The following is a 21,642-nucleotide window of genomic DNA, read 5'->3' as shown; positions in this document are numbered from 1 at the left end:
TCCATTCGGTCACGGGGCTTTTTTTGCTCTGGTGTTTGCGGCGGCTTTTGTGGAGAGGGGGCTGTCGTGGCGAGGGGGCTTGTCCCCCGCTGGGCTGCGTAGCAGCCCCAATAAGATCACCGAGGTGTGTCAGGTCAACCGAGGGTGCAGGTTTTGGGGCGGCTACGCAGCCCAACGGGGGACAAGCCCCCTCGCCACAGAAGCTCTGTTGCCATGCAGACTGCGCAGTGCCGACGGCTTAGTTGGCGTCGGTAAGAATCAAGCTACGGTAATGCCCAGGATTGGACCCCGACCACTTGCGAAACGCCTTATAGAACGAACTCACATCGGCAAAACCCAGGCGGCTGGCGATCTCGGCGAAGCTGATATCGGCCTCGGCCAGCCAGACAACCGCCAGTTCCTTGCGCACGCTGTCCTTGAGGCCCTGGTAGGTCTGCCCTTCTTCGGCCAGGCGCCGGCGCAGGGTCGAGGCGGACATGCATAATTCTTGGGCCAGGCTTTCGGTTTCCGGCCAGTGTTGGGCCGGGCGCTGGCGCAGGTCGTGCTTGATGCGCATCGCCAGGCTGTCGGGGTCGCGGTATTTGACCAGGATATTGGCCGGTGCATGGGCCAGGAAACGCTTGAGTTCTTCGGGGCTGCGCTTGACCGGCAGGTCGAGGCAGTCTGCCGAAAAGATCATCCGCGTACGGGTGCGATCAAAACGCAGGTTGTCGGAAAACATCACCTGGTAATCATCACAAAAGGCCGGCTGCGCACTGCGCAATTCGATGGCCAGGATCGGGATGCGCCGCCCGGCCAGCCAGCAGGCGACGCCGTGGACGATCATCCAGTAGCAAAAATAGGTGAACGCCCGGCGCGGTTCGGGCTCGTGTTCCAGCAAGACGATTTCCGCCAGGCTTTGCTGGCGTACCAATTGCGCCGGCAGGTGTTCGAGCATCAGCGACAGGAAGCTCAGGCCGGTTTCCAGGGCTTCGCCCAGGGTGGGCTGGGCCATAGCGGCGCGACACAGGAACTCCAGGCTGCCAGACTTCAACTTGCGCGGGTCCATGCCAAAGAACTCATCATCCCGGCGGCGCGCGAGCAAGCGCCAGAGCCGCGCGTACGCCAGGGCCGGAACCCGGGCGGCGGGCTGCTCCAGCAACGCTGGGTCGATCCCTACCTTGTTCAGCGCCTCTCGCGTCGCCGCACCGGGGGCGCAACTTTGCAACAAGGCTTCGCGAACCAGGTGGATGGAGATTGTGTCTTTTTCCGACATGGGCAAGGGCTCAATCTTGTAGGTCGGCCATTGTAGGAGCGTGCTGGCCTGGAAGGAACAGAGAGGCCTGGCATTTCATCAATCCTTGCAGAAGCCAGGAGATAGAGGGCTGTTCAGCGGCTGTTCAGGAAACGTCAAGATCCTCTGTTTAGCAATGAGTATCATTATGTTACAACTTAGCACCCTAACTAATTACGTTGCGGTGCCCGATGCTCGTACCCTTTCTCATCATGCTGCGCGAAGGCATTGAAGCCGCATTGATCGTTGGCATCATCGCCAGCTACCTGCAACAGACCGGCCGTGGCCAATGGATGCCGGCAGTATGGATTGGCGTGTTTCTGGCCGCCGCCCTGGCGCTGTTGGTCGGCGGTGGCCTGGAGTTGGTCAGCGCCGAGTTCCCGCAAAAGCAGCAAGAACTGTTCGAAGGCATTGTCGGCCTGGTGGCCGTGGGCATTCTCAGTTCCATGGTGTTCTGGATGCGTAAAGTCGCGCGCTCGATCAAGCACTCCCTGCATCAATCCCTGGATCACGCGCTGGCCGGCTCGCGCAACCAAGTGATTGCGCTGATCGCCATGGTGTTTTTCGCCGTGGCCCGCGAAGGCCTGGAAACGGTGTTCTTCCTGCTCGCGGTGTTCCAGCAAAGCGAAGGTCCGGCAGCGCCCATCGGCGCCCTGCTCGGCCTGGTGCTGGCGATTGTGGTCGGGTTCCTGATCTACAGCGGCAGCATGCGCCTGAACCTCGCCGCGTTCTTTCGCTGGACCGGACTGTTCATCCTGGTAGTAGCCGCCGGCATCCTCGCCAACTCGGTGCAGGCCCTGCATGAAGCCGGGGTGTGGAACCACTTGCAAACCGTACTGTTCGATTTCAGCGCCACCCTGCCGATGGATGGCCCGCTGGGTTCGGTACTGGCCGGCATGTTTGGCTATCAGGACGCACCGACCGTCAGCACCCTGGGTGCCTACCTGACTTATCTGGTGCTGGCGTTGGTGATGTTCTTTATGCCCGCCGCGCCAGCCACCTCCTCTTCCGTCTCCAGCCAGTAAGGTCGTCCCTTGCCAAACCAAGCCCCTGCCCCCGCCTCGCCACCCCGCGCCTTGCGGTGGGCGCTAGCCGGCTCGGTGATCGTGATGATCGCCGCCGGTGGCCTGTTCTACTATGCCTCGCAATTGGCCGCGGCCAAGCGCCAGGTCAATCACAACGAAATCGCGGTGATCATCCACGCCCACGCCTGCGAACCCAACGCCCTGACAGTGCCTGCCGGTCGTGCGAGTTTTCGCATCATCAACCGCTCCGATCGTGCAGTGGAGTGGGAAATCCTCGACGGCGTACTGGTGGTCGAAGAGCGTGAAAACATCGCCCCCGGCCTGAGCCAGGTGATCAACGCCAACCTGTTGCCGGGCGACTACGCCATCACCTGCGGCCTGTTGAGCAACCCGCGCGGCACCTTGCAGGTAACCCCCACCGCCGAATCCGACGCCCAGGCCAAAGCCAAGCCGTCGATGGTGGCCTTTATCGGCCCGCTGTCGGAGTTTCGCGTGTACCTCAATAGCCAGGGCAGCGCCTTGATCAAGGCCGTCAGCGCCCTCGAACAAGCAATTGCTGCGGGCGACCTGAGCCAAGCCCAGGCCCTGTACCTGCCAGCACGCGAGGCTTACCAGCGCCTGGCCCCGGCAGCCCAGCGCCTGGCCGAGCTGGACAACGCAATCAATGCCCGCGCCGATCACTTCGAAAAACGCGAACAGGACCCGGCCTTCAGCGGCTTTCATCGCCTGGAATACAGCCTCTTCGCGCAGCACAGCCTCGACGGCCTGGCACCGATTGCCCAGCGCTTGCTAAGTGATGTCACCGCCCTCAAGCAGCAGTTGCTCGCGCAGTCACTGCCGCCCGAGCAACTGGTCAGCATCCTGGTGCGCAACCTCAATAGCCTGGCCGACGTGCGCGCCGCCAGTGGCGAAGAGGAACGCTACAGCCACCTCGACCTCAATGGCTTTGCCGCAAACCTGGCGGCGACGCGCAAGGTGGTTGAGCTGATGCGTCCGCTTTTGACCAAGTCCGCTGCCGAGCTGCTGCCAGGTATCGATAGCGCGATCAGCGCCTTCGCCGGGCAACTCGACGGCCTGCAGGTCGATGGCAACTACCGCACCTATGACAGCGTTACCGCCGATCAGCGCCAGCAGATCGCCGACAAGGCCAAGGCTCTGGCCGCCGCACTCGATGGAATCGACCCAGCCCTTGGCCTCACAGGCCTTAAGTGAAGACGACCGAATAAATGAGTGATTCAGAACAGTTCAACGCCCAGCGCCGCCGCGTATTGCTGGGCATGGCCGCCACCGGTGCGGCGATTGCCGGCAGTAGCCTCAGTTGCCCCGCCATGGCGGCCGGCGCGGCCCAGGTCACCGCCGCCCCCGGCAGCGAAAAAACCCAGGACCACCACGCCTTCCACGGCAAGCACCAGAGCGGCATTGTCACCCCGCGCCCGGCCTGCGGCATGCTGGTGGCGTTCGATGTGTTGGCCAGCGACCGCGAAGACCTGGAGCGGCTGTTTCGCACCCTCAACGAGCGTATCGGTTTCCTGATGACCGGCGGTACGGTGCCACAAGTCGATCCCAAACTACCGCCCACTGACTCCGGGATCCTTGGCCCGGTGGTCACCCCGGATAACCTGACGATTACCGTGTCGGTGGGTGAGTCGCTGTTCGACGAACGTTTCGGCCTGGCCGGCGCCAAGCCCAAGCGCCTGAGCCGCATGGTCGGCTTCCCCAATGACGCCCTGGAACCTGCGCAGTGCCATGGCGACTTGAGCCTGCAGTTCAGCTCCAACACCCCCGACACCAACATCCACGCCCTGCGCGATATCGTGAAAAACCTGCCTGACCTGCTGCTGGTGCGCTGGAAACAGGAAGGCAGCGTACCGCCCCAGGCGCCTGCCCGGGCGGGGCAACCGGCACAGAGTGCGCGTAATTTCCTGGGTTTTCGCGATGGCTCGGCCAACCCGGACTCCAACGATGCCAAGGCCATGGACCAACTGGTGTGGGTCCAGCCCGGCAGTGACGAACCCGCCTGGGCCGCCAATGGCAGCTACCAGGCGGTGCGGATCATCCGCAACTTCGTCGAGCGTTGGGACCGCACGCCCTTGCAGGAACAGGAAAGCATCATTGGCCGGATCAAGACCAGCGGCGCGCCCATGGGCGGTCACAACGAAGCCCAGGTGCCCGACTACAGCACAGACCCAGAAGGCAAGCTGACCAAGCTCGACGCCCACATCCGCCTGGCCAACCCGCGCACCGCTGCAACCCAGGCCAACCTGATCCTGCGCCGGCCGTTCAACTACTCCAACGGCGTCAACAAGAACGGCCAGTTGGACATGGGCCTGCTGTTTATCTGCTACCAGGCCGACCTGGAAAAAGGCTTCATTACCGTGCAAACCCGGCTCAATGGCGAGCCGCTGGAGGAGTACCTCAAGCCGGTGGGCGGTGGGTACTTCTTCACGCTGCCAGGCGTCACCGGGCCGCAGGATTTCATCGGTCGCACCTTGCTGCACAGCACTGCCAACACCTAAACCCCATCCCAGCGGAAACCGTCCCATGAAGAAGTCGTCTCTTGCATTGTTGTTGACCCTTTCTCCGCTCGCAGCCTTTGCCGCGACGGCGCCCCTGGACCTGGTGGGGCCGGTGTCGGACTACAAGATCTATGTCACCGACAAGATCGATGAACTGGTCACCCAGACCCAGGCCTTTACCGACGCGGTGAAAAAAGGCGACCTGGCCACCGCAAAAAAACTCTATGCCCCTACCCGCGTGCACTATGAGTCCATCGAGCCCATCGCCGAGTTGTTCAGCGAACTGGACGCCTCGATCGACTCACGGGTCGACGATCACGAAAAAGGCGTGAAGGCCGAGGACTTCACCGGTTTCCACCGCCTCGAATACAGCCTGTTTGCCGAGAACAGCACCCAGGGCCTGGACGCCCTGGCCGATGGTTTGAACAAGGACGTCAAGGACCTGCAAACCCGCGTCGCCGGCCTGACCTTCCCGCCAGAAAAAGTCGTCGGCGGCGCGGCCGCATTGCTCGAAGAAGTGGCCGCCACCAAGATCTCCGGCGAAGAAGACCGCTACAGCCACACCGACCTGTATGACTTCCAGGGCAATATCGACGGGGCGAAGAAAATCGTCGACCTGTTCCGTGGGCAGATCGAGCAACAGGACAAGGCGTTTTTGGCCAAGGTCGACAAGAACTTCGCCACGGTGGACAGCATCCTGGCCAAATACAAAACGGCTGATGGTGGCTTTGAGACCTATGACAAGGTCAAGGAAAACGACCGCAAGGCCTTGGTCGGCCCGGTCAACACCTTGGCCGAAGACCTGTCGACCCTGCGTGGCAAACTGGGCCTGAACTGAGAAAGCCTTCGGCATCCACACCCCCCTGTGGGAGCGGGCTTGCTCGCGAAGGCGTCGGCCCAGCAAACATTGATGTTGACTGACCCACTGCTTTCGCGAGCAAGCCCGCTCCCACATTTGATCTTCGCTGCTTTGAGCATTGCGTTCGCTTACTGATCGGCATTAGGGCGCAGAGCAGCTGTAGATCTTCATCATTGCGGCTAATCGCGCTATGCGTTTAACCGTCTTACCTATAACGTTCAATCGATCCCACTCACGGAAGATTTCCCATGCCCGATTCGGCCGCCAGCGTTGATGCTGCCTTGCCCACCTCAGTGTCATTCAACCTGCGCCCCCTGCTGATCGCCAATATGGCCTGCACCATGGCGATGATGGCGTTTGTCTCGCTGATCGGCCCCATCGCCCGGGTGCTGGGGCTGGCGACCTGGCAAGCGGGTGCGGCCGTTACCGTGTCCGGGGTGATCTGGATGCTGTTGGCGCGGCCCTGGGGCCAGGCCAGTGACCGGCTGGGGCGGCGCCGGGTGCTGCTGTTGGGCACCGGTGGATTCACTCTGGCGTACTGGGCGCTGTGCGTGTTTATCGACGCGTCCCTGCAACTGCTGCCCTCGGCCATGCTGGCCTTTATCGGGTTGGTGCTAGGGCGCGGGTTGATCGGGGTGTTCTACGCGGCGATCCCGGTGGGCGGTTATGCGCTGATCGCCGACAATATCGAGCCGGCCCACCGCGCCAAGGCCATGGCCTCGCTGGGCGCGGCCAACGCCTGCGGCCTGGTGCTGGGGCCGGCAATTGCCGCGCTGCTGGCCCGCTACAGCCTGAGCCTGCCGTTTTATGCGATGGCGTTGTTGCCGATGCTGGGCTTTGTGGTGTTGCTGCTGAAACTGCCGCGCCAGGAGCTGCACCTCAAGCAACCGCCCAAGGCCGTCAACCTCTCGGACCCACGCTTGCGGCGCCCACTGGTGGTGGCCTTTGCCGCCATGCTGTGTGTGTCCATCGCCCAGATCACCGTGGGCTTTTTCGCCCTGGACCGCCTGCAGATGAACCCCGCCGACGCCGCGCAAACCGCCGGGATTGCCCTGACGATGGTGGGCCTGGCGTTGATCTGCTCGCAATTGCTGGTGCGCAAACTGGAGTGGCCGCCCCTGCGGATGATCCGCGTCGGCGCTATCGTCTCTGCCCTGGGGTTTGCCGGCAGCATGTTCGCGGATACGGCGTGGATCCTCTGGCTGTGTTTCTTCGTCTCGGCGGCCGGCATGGGCTGGATCTTCCCGTCGTTCGCCGCACTGGCGGCCAACGCGGTGGAGGCCTCGGAACAAGGCGCCACCGCAGGCTCGGTCGGTGCAGCACAAGGCTTGGGGGTGGTAGTCGGGCCTCTGGCCGGGACGCTGATCTATGCCGTCGAACCGCGACTACCCTACCTGGTCGCCGCGGCCCTGCTGTTGCTGATTGCGCTCTGGCCGGCACCGCGTCACTAGAGGATCCGATACAACAAGCGCTCGACCCGGACCCGGCTGACCCGGCGCAGGAACTTGCCGACGGCTTCGGGGTAATCCACCAGTGTTTCCAACTGCTGGTAGCCCTGGATCCGTGTGGCGTGCCGGAAAATCTCCTCAAGCTCGCTACGCCGTGGCGCCAGCCACTGGCCCTGGGGATCATCGATCAGCAAGGCGTTTTCCAGGTCCAGGCGGAAAGCCCTGGGGTTGAGGTTATTGCCGGTGAGCAAGGTATAGCGCTCGTCGATCCACATGCCCTTGAGGTGATAGGTGTTATCCCCATCGCGCCACAGGTGCAGGTTGAGCTGGCCGCTGTCGATCATGCGCTGGTGACGCTTGGCAAAGCGGCGCAGGCTGATTTCGTAGAGATACGGCAGTGCGGCGATGATCCTGAACGGTTCGCTGGGCGGGATGTAGAAGTCGTTGGCGGTCTTATCGCCGACAATGATGTCGATCTTCACCCCACGGGCCAGCGCGCGGTTGATCTCCCGGGTTACCGGTAGCGGCAGGTTGAAATACGGGGTGCAGATGGTCAATTGCTGCTGTGCACTGGCGATCAGCTCGCAGATCACCCGGCTCAGCGGGTTGTTCTTGCCCACCCCCAGCAACGGGCTGACCGACAACCCGCCAATGCCAGCCTGACCGGCCGTGGTGTCATAGGTCGCGTGCTTGAGCCGGCTGCGCAAGTCGCCAATGTCATTGCGCAGGCTGCGAGTGGTGGGCAGGTTGGGCAGGTCCAGGCGGTGGACCGCCTTGGAGGCGACCAGGCCGTGTTCCACCAGGTGCTGCATGGAGTCGGCCAGTGGCTTGTTATGGATCAGGTGATAACGGTCGAAGCGGTATTTGTCGAACTTGTGCAGGTACACATTGTTCAGGCTGGCGCCGCTGTACAGCACGCTATCGTCAATCACAAAGCCCTTAAGATGCAGCACGCCAAACAGCTCGCGGGTCTGTACCGGCACCCCATACACCGGCACTTGCGTCGAGTGTGACTGGGTCATCGCCTGGTACCAGGCGCTGTTGCCCGGCTGCTTGCCCGCGCCGATCAGCCCGCGTTGGGCGCGCAGCCAGTCGACCATCACCACGATATCCAGTTCAGGCCGTGCCGCCTTGGCGGCATGCAGCGCGTCAAACACCTCCTGGCCCGCTTCGTCCTGTTGCAGGTACAAGGCGACGATATAGATACGGTGTTGGGCCTGGGCAATTTTCTCCAGCAGGCAGCGGCGAAACTCGGCAGCGCCGGACAGCACCTCGATCGCATCGGTAGCCAGGGGGAAACCGCGCAACTTGGGCAACAGGGAACGTTTGAATAACGACGGCATAGGGCTCGCAATGATCGAATCCGAAGAGCCCGAGAGCTTACACCATGGGGGTGCCCAGGTCTGCCCACGAACCATGGAAAATAATTCATTGACCATGAAGAACGATCGTTCTACTGTTGGCGGCATGAACGATATGACCACTACTGAAACCCGCGACATTATTCTGGATGTCACCGAAAAGTTAATCTACCGGCACGGCATTGCGGCCACCGGCATGGAACGACTGGTGAAAACCGCCGGTGTCTCCAGGAAAAGCATCTACCGCTACTTCGCCAACAAGGATGAACTGGTAATCGCCGCCCTGCAGCGGCGCGACGAGCGTTGGCTGCAGTGGCTGCGCAGCGAGGTCGAACAAGCGCCAGACAGCGGCGCGCGCCTGCTTGGCGTGTTCAGCGCGCTCAAGGCCTGGTTCGCCTCTGCGGACTTTCGCGGCTGCGCCTTTATCAACACCAGCGGCGAGACCGGCAACCCGCAAGACCCGGTCCGTTTGTTGGCCAAGGCGCACAAACAGAAACTGTTCGAGTACCTGCTTGAACTGTGCAACGCCCATGGCACCCCGGCCCCGGAGCAACAGGCCGCGCAACTGCTGATCCTGGTCGATGGCGCCATCACCATGGCCCTGATAATGGGCGATGAAACTGCCGCTGATAATGCGCAATGCATGGCGCAATTGTTATTGGCACTTTGAATTAACGACTGACAATCCAAAGGAGTAATCAAATGACCGCCAATGCACAAGTGCGTCCGCCCTTGCCGCCCTTTACCGAACAATCGGCCATTGAAAAGATCCGTCTCGCCGAAGACGGCTGGAACTCCCGTGACCCGCAGCGCGTATCGCTGGCTTACACCCTGGACACGAAATGGCGTAACCGCGCCGAATTCGCCCATAACCGTGAGCAAGCCAAGGATTTCCTCACGCGCAAATGGGCCAGGGAACTGGACTATCGCTTGATCAAGGAGTTGTGGGCCTTTACCGGTAACCGTATCGCCGTGCGTTATGCCTATGAATGGCACGACGATTCCGGCAACTGGTTCCGCTCCTATGGCAACGAGAACTGGGAGTTCGACCAGAACGGCCTGATGTCCAACCGGCATGCGTGCATCAATGACATGCCCATCAAGGAGAGCGAACGCAAGTTCCACTGGCCCCTGGGGCGACGCCCGGACGATCATCCGGGGCTGTCCGAGCTGGGGCTGTAGGGGTCGGCTTGCCGGCCCCTGCAGTGCCCGTCAATCCTGCTTCAACCCCACCTGGTACAACACGCCATCAGCCTCATCCGTGAGTACGTACAGGAAACCATCCGGGCCCTGGCGTACATCGCGGATGCGCGCCTTCAACTCACCCAGCAGGCGTTCTTCGTGGACCACCCTGTCGCCATCGAACTGCAGGCGGATCAGCTCCTGGCTGGCCAAGGCGCCTATAAACAGGTTGTGCTGCCAAGCCTTGAAACGGTCGGCATCGTAGAACGCCATGCCACTGATGGCCGGCGACTTTTCCCACACATGATGGGGGGCGACCGTGCCTTCGGCAGTCTTGCCCTTGGCTTCGGGAATCGGCAACAACGAATAGTTGATGCCATGGGTCGCCAGGGGCCAGCCGTAGTTCTTGCCACGCTCGATGATATTGATTTCATCACCGCCGCGCGGGCCGTGTTCGTTTTCCCAGAGGGTGCCGGTCCAGGGATTCAGCGCCGCGCCCTGGGGGTTGCGCTGGCCATAGGACCAGATCTCCGGCCTGGCCCCGGGTTGGCCGACAAACGGGTTGTCATCCGGTACGCGACCGTCCGGGTAGATCCGCACGACCTTGCCTTGTAGCTTGTCCAGGTCCTGGGCCGTAGGGCGATCATTGTTCTCGCCCAGGGTCACAAACAGGTAGCCATCGCGGTCAAACACCAGGCGCGAGCCGAAGTGATTGCCCGTCGAAAGCTTGGGTGCCTGACGCAGGATTACCTGGAAGTCCTTCAAGCTGCTCAGGTCATCGCTCAAACGGCCACGCCCGACCGCCGTACCGGCCGTGCCGCCCTGGCCGCCACCTTCGGCGTAGGACAGGTAGACCAACCGGTCCTCCTTGAAATCCGGTGACAGCACCACATCCAGCAAACCGCCCTGCCCCTTGGCCCACACTTGCGGCACGCCGCTGAGCGGCGCGGACAATTTGCCGTCACGGCTGACAAAGCGCAGCGCCCCCGGCCGTTCGGTGACCAGGAAGCCTTGCTGGTCTGGCAAAAACGCCACTGCCCATGGGTGGTCCAGGCCTTTGACGATAGCCGTCGCGGTGACACTGCCTTGCTCACTGGGAAACTGTCGGGTATCGCCAGCAAGCGCCGGAAGCGCGGTGGCCAGGGCGCTGGCGCAACAGGTCGCTAAAAGGGTTGTGCGTAGAAACATACCGTGGGGTTCCTTTTATTTAGGGCCGGCGATTGCCATTGGCATCTTGCGTCGGGGCTGAAGGCTGGGTGGCAGGACGTGCGGGAGCGGCATCACGCTGCGGATAACGATTGCCGATGCCGCCGTTTTCCAGGGTCGGCGGGCGAGGCACCGGCGCGGTATAGGTGCCACGCGTCGCCGGTGTATTGGGCTGGGTGCCCTGCATGCTGTTGGGGTTGGCCCGCTTGATCGGGCTGTTATACGGGTTGTTGTTGCCGGGCAGGTTCTGGGCCTGCACCCCGCCACTCAAGGCAAGGCCCAGGGCCAACACCACAAGGCTGCGCGTACGGCTGTTCATGACAAAGCCTCTCTGGGGCGAGGAATACCTGCATTCGATAGCACGCTACGCGCAGGGTTCGGGTTTGGTAACTAAATACTTTCCGGGCAGGTGTAACACGGCTTTTCCAACGCCGCGCTTCCAGCCAGCCGACCACCGAAACTTTTGCCAGCCGCTGCGGGTCACCTGAAGACCATTCCCCATCAGGAAGCACTCCTATGCCACGGGCAATCTGGAAAGGCGCAATCAGCTTCGGCTTGGTTCACATCCCCGTGTCGCTGGTGTCGGCCACGTCTGCCCAGGGCGTGGATTTCGACTGGCTGGACAAGCGCAGCATGCACCCGGTGGGCTACAAGCGCATCAACAAGACCACCGGCAAGGAGGTCACCAAAGACAATATCGTCAAGGGCGTGGCCTATGAGAAAGGCCGCTACGTGGTGCTCAGCGAAGATGAAATTCGCGCCGCCCACCCCAAGGCCACGCAAACCATAGAGATCATCGCGTTTATCGACAGCGACCAGATCCCCCTGCAGAACATCGACACGCCCTACTACCTGGCCCCGGACAAACGCATCGGCAAGATCTTTATCGATTACCTGCTCAATGGTCGTGGCGCCAGCACCGTCGCCGCCTATTCGGTGCGCGCCCGCCCGGGGTTGCCGGTTTCGGTGCCGCTCAGCAGACAGGAACTCGCCAGCCTGCGCAGCGCCCAGCAGTGGAACGTGGCTAACCTAGAGGAACGCTTGCATGGCCTGAAAGCCGATCCCAGGGCGGGTTTTGCCAACCGCCAGCGAATCAGCAAGAAGATGTGGCAAAAACTCGGAGCGCAGCCGCCCTCACCCTAAACAAGCCTACAGACTCCTGTGGCGAGGGGGCTTGTCCCCCGTTGGGCTGCGGCAGCAGCCCCAAAACCGGCCACCTCGGTGTGCCTGGCACAACGTAGTGAGGCTATTGGGGCGGCTTCGCCACCCAGCGCGGGGCAAGCCCGCTCGCCACAGAACACCTGCGATCCACAGTAAGTTCCAAGCTGCCGCAACGCCCCCTGTGGGCAGCCCCCAAACCGGCTACATCGGTGTGTCTGGTGCGACGTGGTGAGGCTATTGGGGCGGCTTCGCCACCCAACGCGGGGCAAGCCCGCTCGCCACAGAAAACTTGTGATCCACAGTAAGTTCCAAGCTGCTGCAACGCCCCCTGTGGCGAGGGGGCTTGTCCCCCGTTGGGCTGCGAAGCGGCCCTAAAACCGGCCACCTCGGTGTGCCTGGCACAACGTAGTGAGGCTATTGGGGCGGCTTCGCCACCCAGCGCGGGGCAAGCCCGCTCGCCACAGAAAATCTGCGATCCACAGTAAGTTCCAAGCTGCTGCAACGCCCCCTGTGGGCAGCCCCAAAACCGGCTACATCGGTGTGTCTGGTGCGACGTGGTGAGGCTCTTGGGGCGGCTTCGCCACCCAGCGCGGGGCAAGCCCGCTCGCCACAGAAAATCTGCGATCCACAGTAAGTTCCAAGCTGCCGCAACGCCCCCTGTGGCGAGGGGGCTTGTCCCCCGTTGGGCTGCGAAGCGGCCCTAAAACCGGCCACCTCGGTGTGCCTGGTAGAACTCGGCAGGCTCTTGGGGCGGCTTCGCCACCCAGCGCGGGGCAAGCCCGCTCGCCACGCAAAGCCAGCGGCTGATAGTCGGTTTCAGGCGGCTGGGAGGTCTGTTTGACGCGAGGGGATGACGATCAGATCAGTATAAAAATCGCCGCCAGGCCGGCAAAGATCGCCCACTTTTCCAGGTAGTAACGGGTGCGGTTGCGCTTTTTCAGCTCCTTGCCCCGCAGGCGGATCTTGTACAGGCGGGTAAACGCGCGGTTCAACCCACCGGTCTTGTCCCCGGCATCGTTGGGCGAGCCGGCGGCGGCCATGACGTTGCGGCTGAACCAGCGATTGAACGCCGCCGCCCAGCGATATTTCATCGGGCGCTCAATGTCACAGAACAAAATGATGCGGTTCTGCGCCGTGGTGTTTTCGGCGTAGTGGATGTAAGTCTCATCGAACATCACCGCCTCGCCGTCACGCCAGTAGTAGTTCTCACCGTCCACATTGATGTAGCAGCCTGGATCGTTGGGTGTATCCAGACCCAGGTGATAGCGGTAGGAACCGGCATAAGGATCACGATGGCGCACCAACTTCGAACCAGGTGGCAGTTCGGCAAACATCGCGGCCTTGATCGAACCGATGCTTTGCACCAGCTCGGTGGTGCGCGGGCACAGCTTCATGGCCGAAGGATGACTGTCGCCGTACCACTTGAGGTAGAAGCGCTTCCAGCCCGACTTGAAAAACGAGTTGAAACCCACGTCGTTGTATTGGTCCGAGCGCTTGATCTCGCCAGCGCGCATGAGGTTCTGGCCTTCCTCGCGAATCTCCTGCCAATGTTCCTGGAGTGGGCTCAGGTCAGGGAAGTCGCTGGGCGAAAGGTACGGGCGGCCAGGCAGCCTGGAGAACAGGTAGAGGAAACAATTGATCGGCGCAAGGAAGGTCGAGTGGTCGCTTAATTGACGGCCCAGCTTATGTCGAACCCTGCCACGCAGGTGGACATACGCGATGGAGACAACGTAGAGAGCAACAATGATGAGTTTCACGGGAATTCGTCACATGTCAGAAGAGTACAGGCTGCTCCTTCAGGCCGGGCCCGAGAGGAAAAATGCAGCACCTGAAATCACAATTCATTAACAGGCCCTGGAGTGTCTTGGAGACAGTTCGGATAGTGGCCAATGGCAGTTATTTTAGCCCTAGATTGTAACCAAAGGTTAACTAAGAATTGTGAAAAGGTGTCTTCCAACTGTATAGCCGCGCCACCTCGAAAACACGATGGCGGGTATGCCGGGCTGCGATGCAGCCCGGGAAAGGTGCGCCCTGACTCAGCCCAGCGGCTGGTCATCCTTGCGTTCGCGCCGGGTAAAACGGTCGTCGTCCAAGGGCGAATAGGCCACTGGCTTGCCACGTGTGAGGACCAGATGGCGGACCAGCGCGATGAGCATCCCCAACAGCAAGCCAACCACCAGGCTCAACGCAATCACCAGGACTTTCTTCGGCTTGATCGGGCTCAGCGGCTCTTGGGCACGCCGGTCAATTGTCACCAGTTTCAAGGCGCTCATGTCGATATTCAGGCCACGCAGACGCGCCACTTCAGCACGCAACGGTTCGACATCCTGCAAGAAAATGTCTTCATTGCCCCGCCGCTTCATGACCTCGACCTGGCGATTGACCTCCAGCAACTGCAACTCCTTGCCAATTTCCGCGACGCGGCTGTTGGTGAAGTCATCGTTGGTTCGCTGTTGCAGGGCCGTACGCTCGGCTTCCAGGGCATCGGTGCCAAGGAAGTACAGGGGGATCTGCTGGTTGTTGACCTCGGTGCGCATTACCTGGCTGGAGCCGCTGCGCCCGGCGTCGGCCATCGACGACGGAGTGGTCGGATTCTTGATGCCCATGGACTTGGCAATCGAGATGGCTTCACTCAACTCTGCCAGGCGGTTGGAGCGCTGCATTTTCATCTGCAGGCGCAGGGCACTGAGTTCATCTTCCAACTGTGCGCGCTTGAGCTTGTCGCCTTCGAGCAGCTTGGCGATTTTCGATTCTTTGTCGGTTTCGTAATTGGAGCGCGCCGCATCAATCTTGCCTTTGAGCTCGGTGAGGCGGTTGTTGACGATCACCTTGAGATCGGCGCCCACCTGCTCACGCTCGGCGGCGATGGCATAGTCGACAAAGCCATTGAGAATCGCGACGCCATCGATATCGGTGGGGTATTGCAGCTCAAGGCGGATATAGCTGCTCAACGAGTCCGCTTTCTTCGGGTCGGGCAGAATCAGGTTGATCGAGTTGCGGTTGAACGCCTCGAAACTCTGCTCCAGGCTGCGCCCCGGTTTCTGGAACGCTTCGAACAAGGCCGGGTTGGCCTTGAAGAAGTTCAGCCGCGCATCGTACGAGTCCAGTTGCGCGCCGACTTTGGCCAGGGCATCCGCCGGCGGCAACTTGTAGACCTCCGAGCGATTGAGTGCATCCAGCTCATTGATAGCTGCCGGGCGCAGCACACTGCTGACCTGATACTCACGGGGAGCCAGCAGCGCGTAACCCACTCCAATCAGGCCCGCAAAAAGAGTACAGCCGATTACCAGTTTCTTCTGCCGCCAAATCGAGTGAAACAGCTCAAATAAATCAATTTCATCAGACGCCACGGGGGCTTGAACTTGGGGAGTTCTATTCAAAATGGGGACACCCTTCAAAAAGTGGACGCTGGCTGTCCACTACACGATAGATCTGAATAACCAACTGAAAAAGCAGGGACAACGCCCTGGATATGGCTAATACGACATAAGGCAACGCTTATCCGACCCTTGAGCTACGGAAAAAATCCCTACAGCATTGAGATTGTTTTCCTTCAGAAACAGTAATGTCATATAGACATTGCTCAGCGTAGACGACATATCGAGAAACACCGCTCTCACGGTATGTCAAAATAGTTTTAAATATCTGCTGGTAAAGGAAAAAACCCGACCAGAGCACAACTTTGGGAAATTTCCTGCAAACCTTTTAATCAATCTTGATAGGAAATATTTCTTGATGTAGGCAGAGCTTCATTTATGCCTGGTCAAAAAGGAGTTGTGCATGTCATCACCCTCGGCCCACGCGATCCCATGCCCAAGCGAACTGGACAGGCAAGCCCTGCAAGGCACTTGGGAGCAAATCGCCCTGGAAGACAGCGGCATCGCCAACCCGCCGGATGAACACAGTGCGCCTGGCGCGCTGACTACGATTGAGGGGGATCAATTCCGGGTCACGACCCAGGAGGGTGAGGTATTACTGCAAGGCTGTTTTACCCTGGATGCCAGCACCACACCCAAGAGCATCACTTGGATCGACGCCATCGGGGCTGACGCAGGAAAACGCCTACCCGCCAGCTACACCCTGGATGGCGAGAGCTTCGTTTTTATCGCCGCGGATGAAGGCATGCCCCGGCCAACCCGCTTCAGTACGACACGGGGGCAGACAATGCGCACCTTCATGCGCAAGTCTTGAGCAGATGAGAGGCATTCGTTTTTACGACAGTTTTTTCACAAACCCTTCACGTTTGACGCGCTAGGTTAAACCCAACTCCTCAGATGAATCCCTTGGCCCGCCGCCCCAGCGGGCCTTTTTTTGCCTTCAGGCAGAGCGTTTGACGGCGGTCAGTGTGTAGCACATCGGCAATTGCGCCGACTGGTTCTCATAGCGGTCGTAGAGCTCTTCACGGTTGGAGTGCGGGTACTCCTGCAAGTGGCTGATCTGTAGTCCTGCGGCAATGGCCGCGCTGACAACCTCCCCAAAGGTGTGTACGAACCAGTACGACGCAGCGGTTGCGTCGTCGCTCGTGCCTTCATAGACAATCGCCTCGTGCTGTACAAAAGGCTCGCGGCGAAAGTATGAGGTGACCGGCAGCATCGGGTTGGCGGCTTCCGGATCGAACACCTCGAGGAACGGGTGGGTCTCGTAGATCACCAACGTTCCCCCCTCCTTGAGGGTGCTAGCGACATGCCGCATGAACAGCGCGATATCCGGCATCCAATTGAGCACGCCGATGGTGATCAGGGCTACGTCAAAACGACCCAGCAGATGCTCGGGCAGATGATGAATATCGGTTTCGATAAACTCAGGGTTGTGAGGTGAACGACTGGCCAGCTCCGCCGCCTGCGCAAGAAACGCGTCGGATTGGTCGACCCCCACCACGCGATTGGCGCCAAGGCCATACAGCGAAAGGCTCTCACGGCCGTTATTGCAGCCCAGTTGCACGGCATCCCGGCCCGAGATTCCAACCTGCTGCAACAAGGCGGTCAGCGTGGGATCCAGGCAGTTGAAACCGCGCTCGGCCACGGCCGCGAGCAGCTTTTGCCAGGGGGCGCCAGCTTTATGGTGCGCGGCGGATTCGTTCCAGGCGGCCTTATTGCTGGCGATAGCCTGTTGAGCAGACAGCGTGTCCATTGCGTCTCCAAACCATTGAGCGTGCGCAACAGGATGGCAATGAGCGCCGTCAAAAATAAAGAAGGGGTTCGCCCCGCACCGATAGCCTCGCCATCCTTGAACCGGTAAAGAGCCATCACTGCAGGGCGAACGGAGGGAACTTAATCCACGGCCATTGGATGTTCAACTGTTATCAATTACAGAACCGACAATGGATACAACTTCGATACAAATCGATGTTTTTTGTGGAGTTTTTACTCAAAGCAGGCAATCCCGGCACTTCTCGGCGCCTCACACGCCGTCCTGTCATATAACTCGCGCCTGACATATGCGACAATGCGCGCCAAATTCCAACATGCACCCCATATTTCTGCTCGGCGACTGGGCTTCACGCCTTCATGTCGCTGTTGACGCATGCCCGTTGGCCCGGGCTCCGAATGGGTCCCGGCCCAAATAAGCGCACTCCAAGCTATTGATAGGTAAAGTAATTGATCTCCACAGCTAACATCACCATGCAGTTCGGCGCCAAGCCGCTGTTTGAGAACGTCTCGGTCAAGTTCGGCGCCGGCAACCGTTATGGTTTGATCGGTGCCAACGGTTGCGGCAAGTCGACCTTCATGAAAATCCTCGGTGGCGACCTCGATCCGTCCGGCGGCCAGGTGATGCTGGAGCCGAACGTGCGCCTGGGTAAGTTGCGCCAGGATCAGTTCGCCTACGAAGAATTCAACGTGATCGACACCGTGATCATGGGTCACGAAGAGCTGTGGAAGGTCAAGGCCGAGCGCGATCGCATCTACTCGCTGCCGGAAATGAGCGAAGAAGACGGCATGGCCGTGGCCGAGCTGGAAACCGAGTTCGCTGAAATGGACGGCTACACCGCCGAATCCCGTGCCGGTGAATTGCTGCTGGGCCTGGGTATCGGCATCGAGCAGCACTTCGGCCCGATGAGCGAAGTGTCCCCAGGCTGGAAGCTGCGGGTCTTGCTGGCCCAGGCGCTGTTCTCGGATCCGGAAGTGTTGCTGCTCGACGAGCCAACCAACCACCTGGACATCAACACCATTCGCTGGCTGGAAAACATCCTGACCCAGCGTAACAGCCTGATGATCATCATCTCTCACGACCGTCACTTCCTGAACAGCGTGTGCACCCACATGGCTGACCTGGACTACGGCGAGCTGCGCCTGTTCCCGGGCAACTACGATGAATACATGACCGTGGCGACCCAGTCCCGCGAGCAGTTGCTGTCGGACAACGCCAAGAAGAAGGCGCAGATCTCCGAACTGCAATCGTTCGTCAGCCGCTTCTCGGCCAACGCCTCGAAAGCCAAGCAGGCTACATCCCGTGCCAAGGCGATCGACAAGATCCAACTGGCCGAGGTCAAGCCTTCGAGCCGTGTGAGCCCGTTCATCCGCTTCGAACAGACCAAGAAGCTGCACCGCCAGGCGGTCATCGTCGAGCGTATGGCCAAGGGCTTCGACGGCAAGACCCTGTTCAAGGATTTCAGCTTCCAGGTTGAAGCGGGCGAGCGCGTGGCAATCATCGGCCCGAACGGTATCGGCAAGACCACCCTGCTGCGCACCCTGGTCAACGAACTGACCCCGGACGCCGGCAGCGTGAAATGGACCGACGCGGCTGAGCTGGGCTACTACGCCCAGGACCACGCCCATGACTTCGAAGACGACGTCACGCTGTTCGACTGGATGGGCCAGTGGGCCCAGGGCGAACAAGTGATCCGCGGCACCCTCGGCCGCATGCTGTTCTCCAACGACGAGATCCTCAAGTCGGTCAAGGTCATCTCCGGTGGTGAGCAAGGTCGCATGCTGTTCGGCAAGCTGATCCTGCAAAAGCCCAACGTCCTGGTCATGGACGAACCGACCAACCACTTGGACATGGAATCCATCGAAGCGCTGAACCTGGCGCTGGAGAACTATCCGGGCACGCTGATCTTCGTCAGCCACGACCGTGAGTTCGTATCGTCCCTGGCCACCCGCATCATCGAGTTGAGCCCAAGCGGCGTGATCGATTTCAGCGGCACCTATGACGACTACCTGCGTAGCCAGGGCGTGGTGTTCTAAGCCCAGCAACACAGCAAAAAGTGGCAAGCGGGCTTGCCCCGCTCGCCACAACCACAACCACAGCCATACTCATCAAAACCAGACGCCGGCGACAATCGTTAGCCTGCTTCCTTTTTCTCCAAGCCCTTGCCATGATGCGTTCACCGCCCTGCCGCGAATGAGCCTCCATGCCTACCGCTCCCAGTTCCCTGTCGATCACCCTGCAGATCGTCTCCATCGTGTTCTATACCTTTATCGCCTTCATCTGCATCGGCCTGCCGATTGCGGTGATTCCCGGCTACGTCCACGAACAACTGGGCTTCAGCGCGGTGGTTGCTGGCGTGACCATCGGTTCGCAATACCTGGCCACCCTCCTCAGCCGTCCCATGGCCGGGCGTATGTCGGACAACGTCGGCACCAAGCGCGCGATCGTGCTCGGTTTGAGCGGCATCCTGCTTAGCGGGGTGTTGACGTTTATCGCCACCCTGCTGCAGAGCCTGCCCAACTTGAGCCTGGGAATTCTGATTGTCGGTCGCGTGTTGCTGGGTGTGGCTCAAGGCCTGATCGGCGTCGGTACCATCAGTTGGTGCATGGGCCAAGTGGGCGCCGAACACACCGCACGCTCGATCTCCTGGAACGGCATCGCCTCCTACGGTGCCATCGCCATTGGCGCACCACTGGGCGTGGTGATGGTTGCGCAATACGGCTACAACAGCCTGGGCATCGCGCTGGCGGTGTTGGCCGGGCTTGGCCTGGTACTGATCCGCAAAAAGCCCTCGGTACCCGTGGTACGCGGCGAACGCCTGCCGTTCTGGGCAGTGTTCGGGCGCATCGCGCCGTTTGGCGCCAGCCTGTGCCTGGCCTCGATCGGCTACGGCACCCTGACCACCTTCATTACCCTGTTTTATCTGAACCGCGGCTGGATCGGCGCCGCCTGGTGCCTGACGGTGTTCGGCATCTGCTTTATCCTCTCGCGCCTGCTGTTTATCTCCAGCATCACCCGCTTTGGCGGATTCCGCGCGGCAATTGCCTGCATGACCCTGGAAACCGTCGGCCTGGCCCTGCTGTGGCTCGCGCCCTCTCCCGCCATTGCCCTGATCGGCGCCGGCCTCACTGGTTTTGGCCTGTCCCTGGTGTACCCGGCATTGGGCGTCGAGGCCATCAAACAAGTGCCCAACAGCAGCCGAGGGGCCGGGTTGAGTGCCTATGCAGTGTTTTTTGACTTGGCGCTGGCGATTGCCGGGCCTTTGATGGGCGCAGTGGCGTTGAACCTGGGGTATTCGTGGATATTCTTCTGTGCAGCGCTACTGTCCGTCACAGGCCTGGGCCTGACCTTGCTGCTGATGCGCCGGGCCTACTGATCGGCGGTCTGCATGCCGGCCCGCGAATGCTGGCCGAGGGTGCGCCCGAAAAAGCGCCCGGCCTCGGAAATCAGGTCACGGTGAATGCCCTCCCGGTCCACGCCATCGGCGTCCGTACACAGCGCCGGCATCAGCGCCAGTTGCTCGTCATCGCACGGGGCCATGAAGATAAAGTGCCCAGCCCCGGCCAACAGTTTGAAGTCCGGTGGCTGCGGCAGTTTGCGCGCCAGGGCGGCTGCGTTTTTATCCACGGCCACTAGCTTGTCGCCATCGCCGCTATACAGCAGCACCGGCACATGCACGTCACCCAGGGTGTGCCGGCCAAACATCAGGCTCAGCGGCGCCATCAGCATCAATGCGTGGATCCGCGAGTCCGCCTGGGGTTGCAGGTCATCGCGGTCGACCACCAACTCACCCTTTGTCGTACGGGCATCACGGTCTTCGGGGCGCTCCTGACAATAACGGCGCAAACGCTCGAAATCCGGCTTGGCCCCGGCCAGGATCAGCGCCGTCTCGCCGCCCGCCGAATAGCCGATTACGCCCACTTGTCGCACATTAACGAACGGCGACAGCATCGGGTCGCCAAGGGTCGCGGTAATCGCTGCAGAAATCTGGATCGGCCGGCCATATAGGTTGCTCAAGGTGCCCAAGCGGCGGTGGTCCTTGTAGTTATCACCGGGATGCAGCACCGCCACCACCACAAACCCTTTGCGCGCCAGCGACGTCGCCAGGTCGTGCAAGGCCAGGGGTGTGCCGGTGTTGCCATGGGACAGCATCAGCAGCGGGAAGCGACCAATGGCGACCTTGGCATCTTCGGTGGCGGCGACGCGATACGCGCCCACCTGGCTGATATGTTCGCGGCCCGTGGACGGATAGAACGCGATAGCTTTCATCGGCTGCGCATCCAGCGGGTCGGGAAAGCTCATCCGGTGATAGCCCACGCTCCAATGGGGGTGCGGGGCCACCGCGGCCTGCACTGAAACGAGGCCGCCGAGCAGGCAAACCAGCAAGACTGCACAAAGACGCATCATGGGGATGTCCACCTGTGCTGTGTGACGCCTGCGAGTCGGTTCAGGCTTGGGCGGTT

General features: G+C 60.9%; 19 protein-coding genes and 1 pseudogene. 12 read left to right on the top strand and 8 right to left on the bottom strand.

What is annotated here, in order from left to right; genetic code table 11:
* Nucleotides 1-238: 238 nt before the first annotated feature.
* On the bottom strand, nucleotides 239-1,255 hold the full coding sequence (locus tag C5F71_RS25535; protein ID WP_092236481.1) for an AraC family transcriptional regulator: 1,017 nt from the start codon (nucleotides 1,253-1,255) through the stop codon (nucleotides 239-241).
* A gap of 209 nt (nucleotides 1,256-1,464) precedes the next feature.
* Between C5F71_RS25535 and efeU the strand changes: the two genes are divergently transcribed.
* The 5 genes from efeU to C5F71_RS25510 all read left to right on the top strand — a co-directional run bounded on the left by efeU (nucleotide 1,465) and on the right by C5F71_RS25510 (nucleotide 7,124).
* Nucleotides 1,465-2,298, top strand: coding sequence for an iron uptake transporter permease EfeU (efeU, locus tag C5F71_RS25530; RefSeq protein ID WP_104912272.1), 834 nt, complete (start codon nucleotides 1,465-1,467; stop codon nucleotides 2,296-2,298).
* Between the two features lie 9 nt (nucleotides 2,299-2,307).
* Nucleotides 2,308-3,510: an iron uptake system protein EfeO gene (gene efeO, locus C5F71_RS25525; RefSeq protein ID WP_104912271.1), complete on the top strand. Its 1,203-nt coding sequence runs from the start codon at nucleotides 2,308-2,310 to the stop codon at nucleotides 3,508-3,510.
* Between the two features lie 14 nt (nucleotides 3,511-3,524).
* Complete coding sequence (gene efeB / locus C5F71_RS25520) at nucleotides 3,525-4,814, top strand: iron uptake transporter deferrochelatase/peroxidase subunit (RefSeq protein WP_104912270.1); 1,290 nt, start codon at nucleotides 3,525-3,527, stop codon at nucleotides 4,812-4,814.
* A 25-nt stretch (nucleotides 4,815-4,839) separates the two neighbouring features.
* Entirely contained in the window at nucleotides 4,840-5,652 is an 813-nt protein-coding gene (efeO, locus tag C5F71_RS25515; protein ID WP_104912269.1) for an iron uptake system protein EfeO, read from the top strand.
* 269 nt (nucleotides 5,653-5,921) lie between these two features.
* Nucleotides 5,922-7,124, top strand: coding sequence for an MFS transporter (locus C5F71_RS25510; protein ID WP_104912268.1), 1,203 nt, complete (start codon nucleotides 5,922-5,924; stop codon nucleotides 7,122-7,124).
* Here the strand turns inward: C5F71_RS25510 and pssA are convergent.
* Nucleotides 7,121-8,464, bottom strand: a complete 1,344-nt coding sequence (pssA, locus tag C5F71_RS25505) for a CDP-diacylglycerol--serine O-phosphatidyltransferase (RefSeq protein ID WP_029290564.1) — start codon at nucleotides 8,462-8,464, stop codon at nucleotides 7,121-7,123. The genes C5F71_RS25510 and pssA overlap by 4 nt on opposite strands.
* Before the next feature lie 124 nt (nucleotides 8,465-8,588).
* On the opposite strand from pssA, the gene C5F71_RS25500 reads away from it, so the two are divergent.
* A complete protein-coding gene (locus C5F71_RS25500; protein ID WP_029290561.1) occupies nucleotides 8,589-9,152 on the top strand; it encodes a TetR/AcrR family transcriptional regulator in 564 nt (187 codons plus the stop codon).
* A gap of 32 nt (nucleotides 9,153-9,184) precedes the next feature.
* On the top strand, nucleotides 9,185-9,664 hold the full coding sequence (locus C5F71_RS25495; RefSeq protein WP_104912267.1) for a nuclear transport factor 2 family protein: 480 nt from the start codon (nucleotides 9,185-9,187) through the stop codon (nucleotides 9,662-9,664).
* 30 nt (nucleotides 9,665-9,694) lie between these two features.
* On the opposite strand, the gene C5F71_RS25490 is transcribed toward C5F71_RS25495, so the two are convergent.
* Nucleotides 9,695-10,852 carry a PQQ-dependent sugar dehydrogenase gene (locus tag C5F71_RS25490; RefSeq protein WP_070996252.1) on the bottom strand — a complete coding sequence of 386 codons (1,158 nt, stop codon included), beginning with the start codon at nucleotides 10,850-10,852 and terminating at the stop codon, nucleotides 9,695-9,697.
* 19 nt (nucleotides 10,853-10,871) lie between these two features.
* Nucleotides 10,872-11,189 carry a hypothetical protein gene (locus C5F71_RS25485; protein ID WP_070996253.1) on the bottom strand — a complete coding sequence of 106 codons (318 nt, stop codon included), beginning with the start codon at nucleotides 11,187-11,189 and terminating at the stop codon, nucleotides 10,872-10,874.
* Between the two features lie 197 nt (nucleotides 11,190-11,386).
* Between C5F71_RS25485 and C5F71_RS25480 the strand changes: the two are divergent.
* Nucleotides 11,387-11,750: pseudogene (locus C5F71_RS25480) on the top strand (Ku protein); the annotation flags it as partial.
* Entirely contained in the window at nucleotides 11,723-12,013 is a 291-nt protein-coding gene (locus C5F71_RS29775) for a hypothetical protein (RefSeq protein ID WP_371923402.1), read from the top strand. The pseudogene C5F71_RS25480 and the gene C5F71_RS29775, both read left to right, overlap by 28 nt.
* Before the next feature lie 875 nt (nucleotides 12,014-12,888).
* Here C5F71_RS29775 and lpxO read toward each other — a convergent pair.
* On the bottom strand, nucleotides 12,889-13,788 hold the full coding sequence (lpxO, locus tag C5F71_RS25475) for a lipid A hydroxylase LpxO (RefSeq protein ID WP_029290547.1): 900 nt from the start codon (nucleotides 13,786-13,788) through the stop codon (nucleotides 12,889-12,891).
* Between the two features lie 279 nt (nucleotides 13,789-14,067).
* Nucleotides 14,068-15,411: a Wzz/FepE/Etk N-terminal domain-containing protein gene (locus C5F71_RS25470; RefSeq protein WP_070996256.1), complete on the bottom strand. Its 1,344-nt coding sequence runs from the start codon at nucleotides 15,409-15,411 to the stop codon at nucleotides 14,068-14,070.
* Between the two features lie 400 nt (nucleotides 15,412-15,811).
* On the opposite strand from C5F71_RS25470, the gene C5F71_RS25465 reads away from it, so the two are divergent.
* The gene (locus C5F71_RS25465) at nucleotides 15,812-16,222 is read left to right on the top strand and encodes a TIGR03067 domain-containing protein (protein WP_104912266.1); all 411 of its coding nucleotides are present in this window, start codon (nucleotides 15,812-15,814) and stop codon (nucleotides 16,220-16,222) included.
* Between the two features lie 126 nt (nucleotides 16,223-16,348).
* On the opposite strand, the gene C5F71_RS25460 is transcribed toward C5F71_RS25465, so the two are convergent.
* Nucleotides 16,349-17,161 carry a bifunctional 2-polyprenyl-6-hydroxyphenol methylase/3-demethylubiquinol 3-O-methyltransferase UbiG gene (locus tag C5F71_RS25460; RefSeq protein WP_104912265.1) on the bottom strand — a complete coding sequence of 271 codons (813 nt, stop codon included), beginning with the start codon at nucleotides 17,159-17,161 and terminating at the stop codon, nucleotides 16,349-16,351.
* 467 nt (nucleotides 17,162-17,628) lie between these two features.
* On the opposite strand from C5F71_RS25460, the gene C5F71_RS25455 reads away from it, so the two are divergent.
* Both C5F71_RS25455 and C5F71_RS25450 read left to right on the top strand, forming a co-directional pair.
* Nucleotides 17,629-19,215 (top strand): ABC-F family ATPase, encoded by a 1,587-nt coding sequence (locus C5F71_RS25455; RefSeq protein WP_071610063.1) that lies wholly within the window; start codon nucleotides 17,629-17,631, stop codon nucleotides 19,213-19,215.
* A 167-nt stretch (nucleotides 19,216-19,382) separates the two neighbouring features.
* Nucleotides 19,383-20,555, top strand: coding sequence for an MFS transporter (locus C5F71_RS25450; RefSeq protein ID WP_104912264.1), 1,173 nt, complete (start codon nucleotides 19,383-19,385; stop codon nucleotides 20,553-20,555).
* Here the strand turns inward: C5F71_RS25450 and C5F71_RS25445 are convergent.
* Complete coding sequence (locus tag C5F71_RS25445; protein ID WP_104912263.1) at nucleotides 20,549-21,586, bottom strand: dienelactone hydrolase; 1,038 nt, start codon at nucleotides 21,584-21,586, stop codon at nucleotides 20,549-20,551. The genes C5F71_RS25450 and C5F71_RS25445 overlap by 7 nt on opposite strands.
* Nucleotides 21,587-21,642 lie beyond the last annotated feature (56 nt).

The organism is Pseudomonas sp. LG1D9 (assembly GCF_002949995.1).
GTDB lineage: Bacteria > Pseudomonadota > Gammaproteobacteria > Pseudomonadales > Pseudomonadaceae > Aquipseudomonas > Aquipseudomonas proteolytica.
Note: the sequence above shows the minus strand (reverse complement) of the source record. Positions and strands in the feature narration are given on the sequence as shown.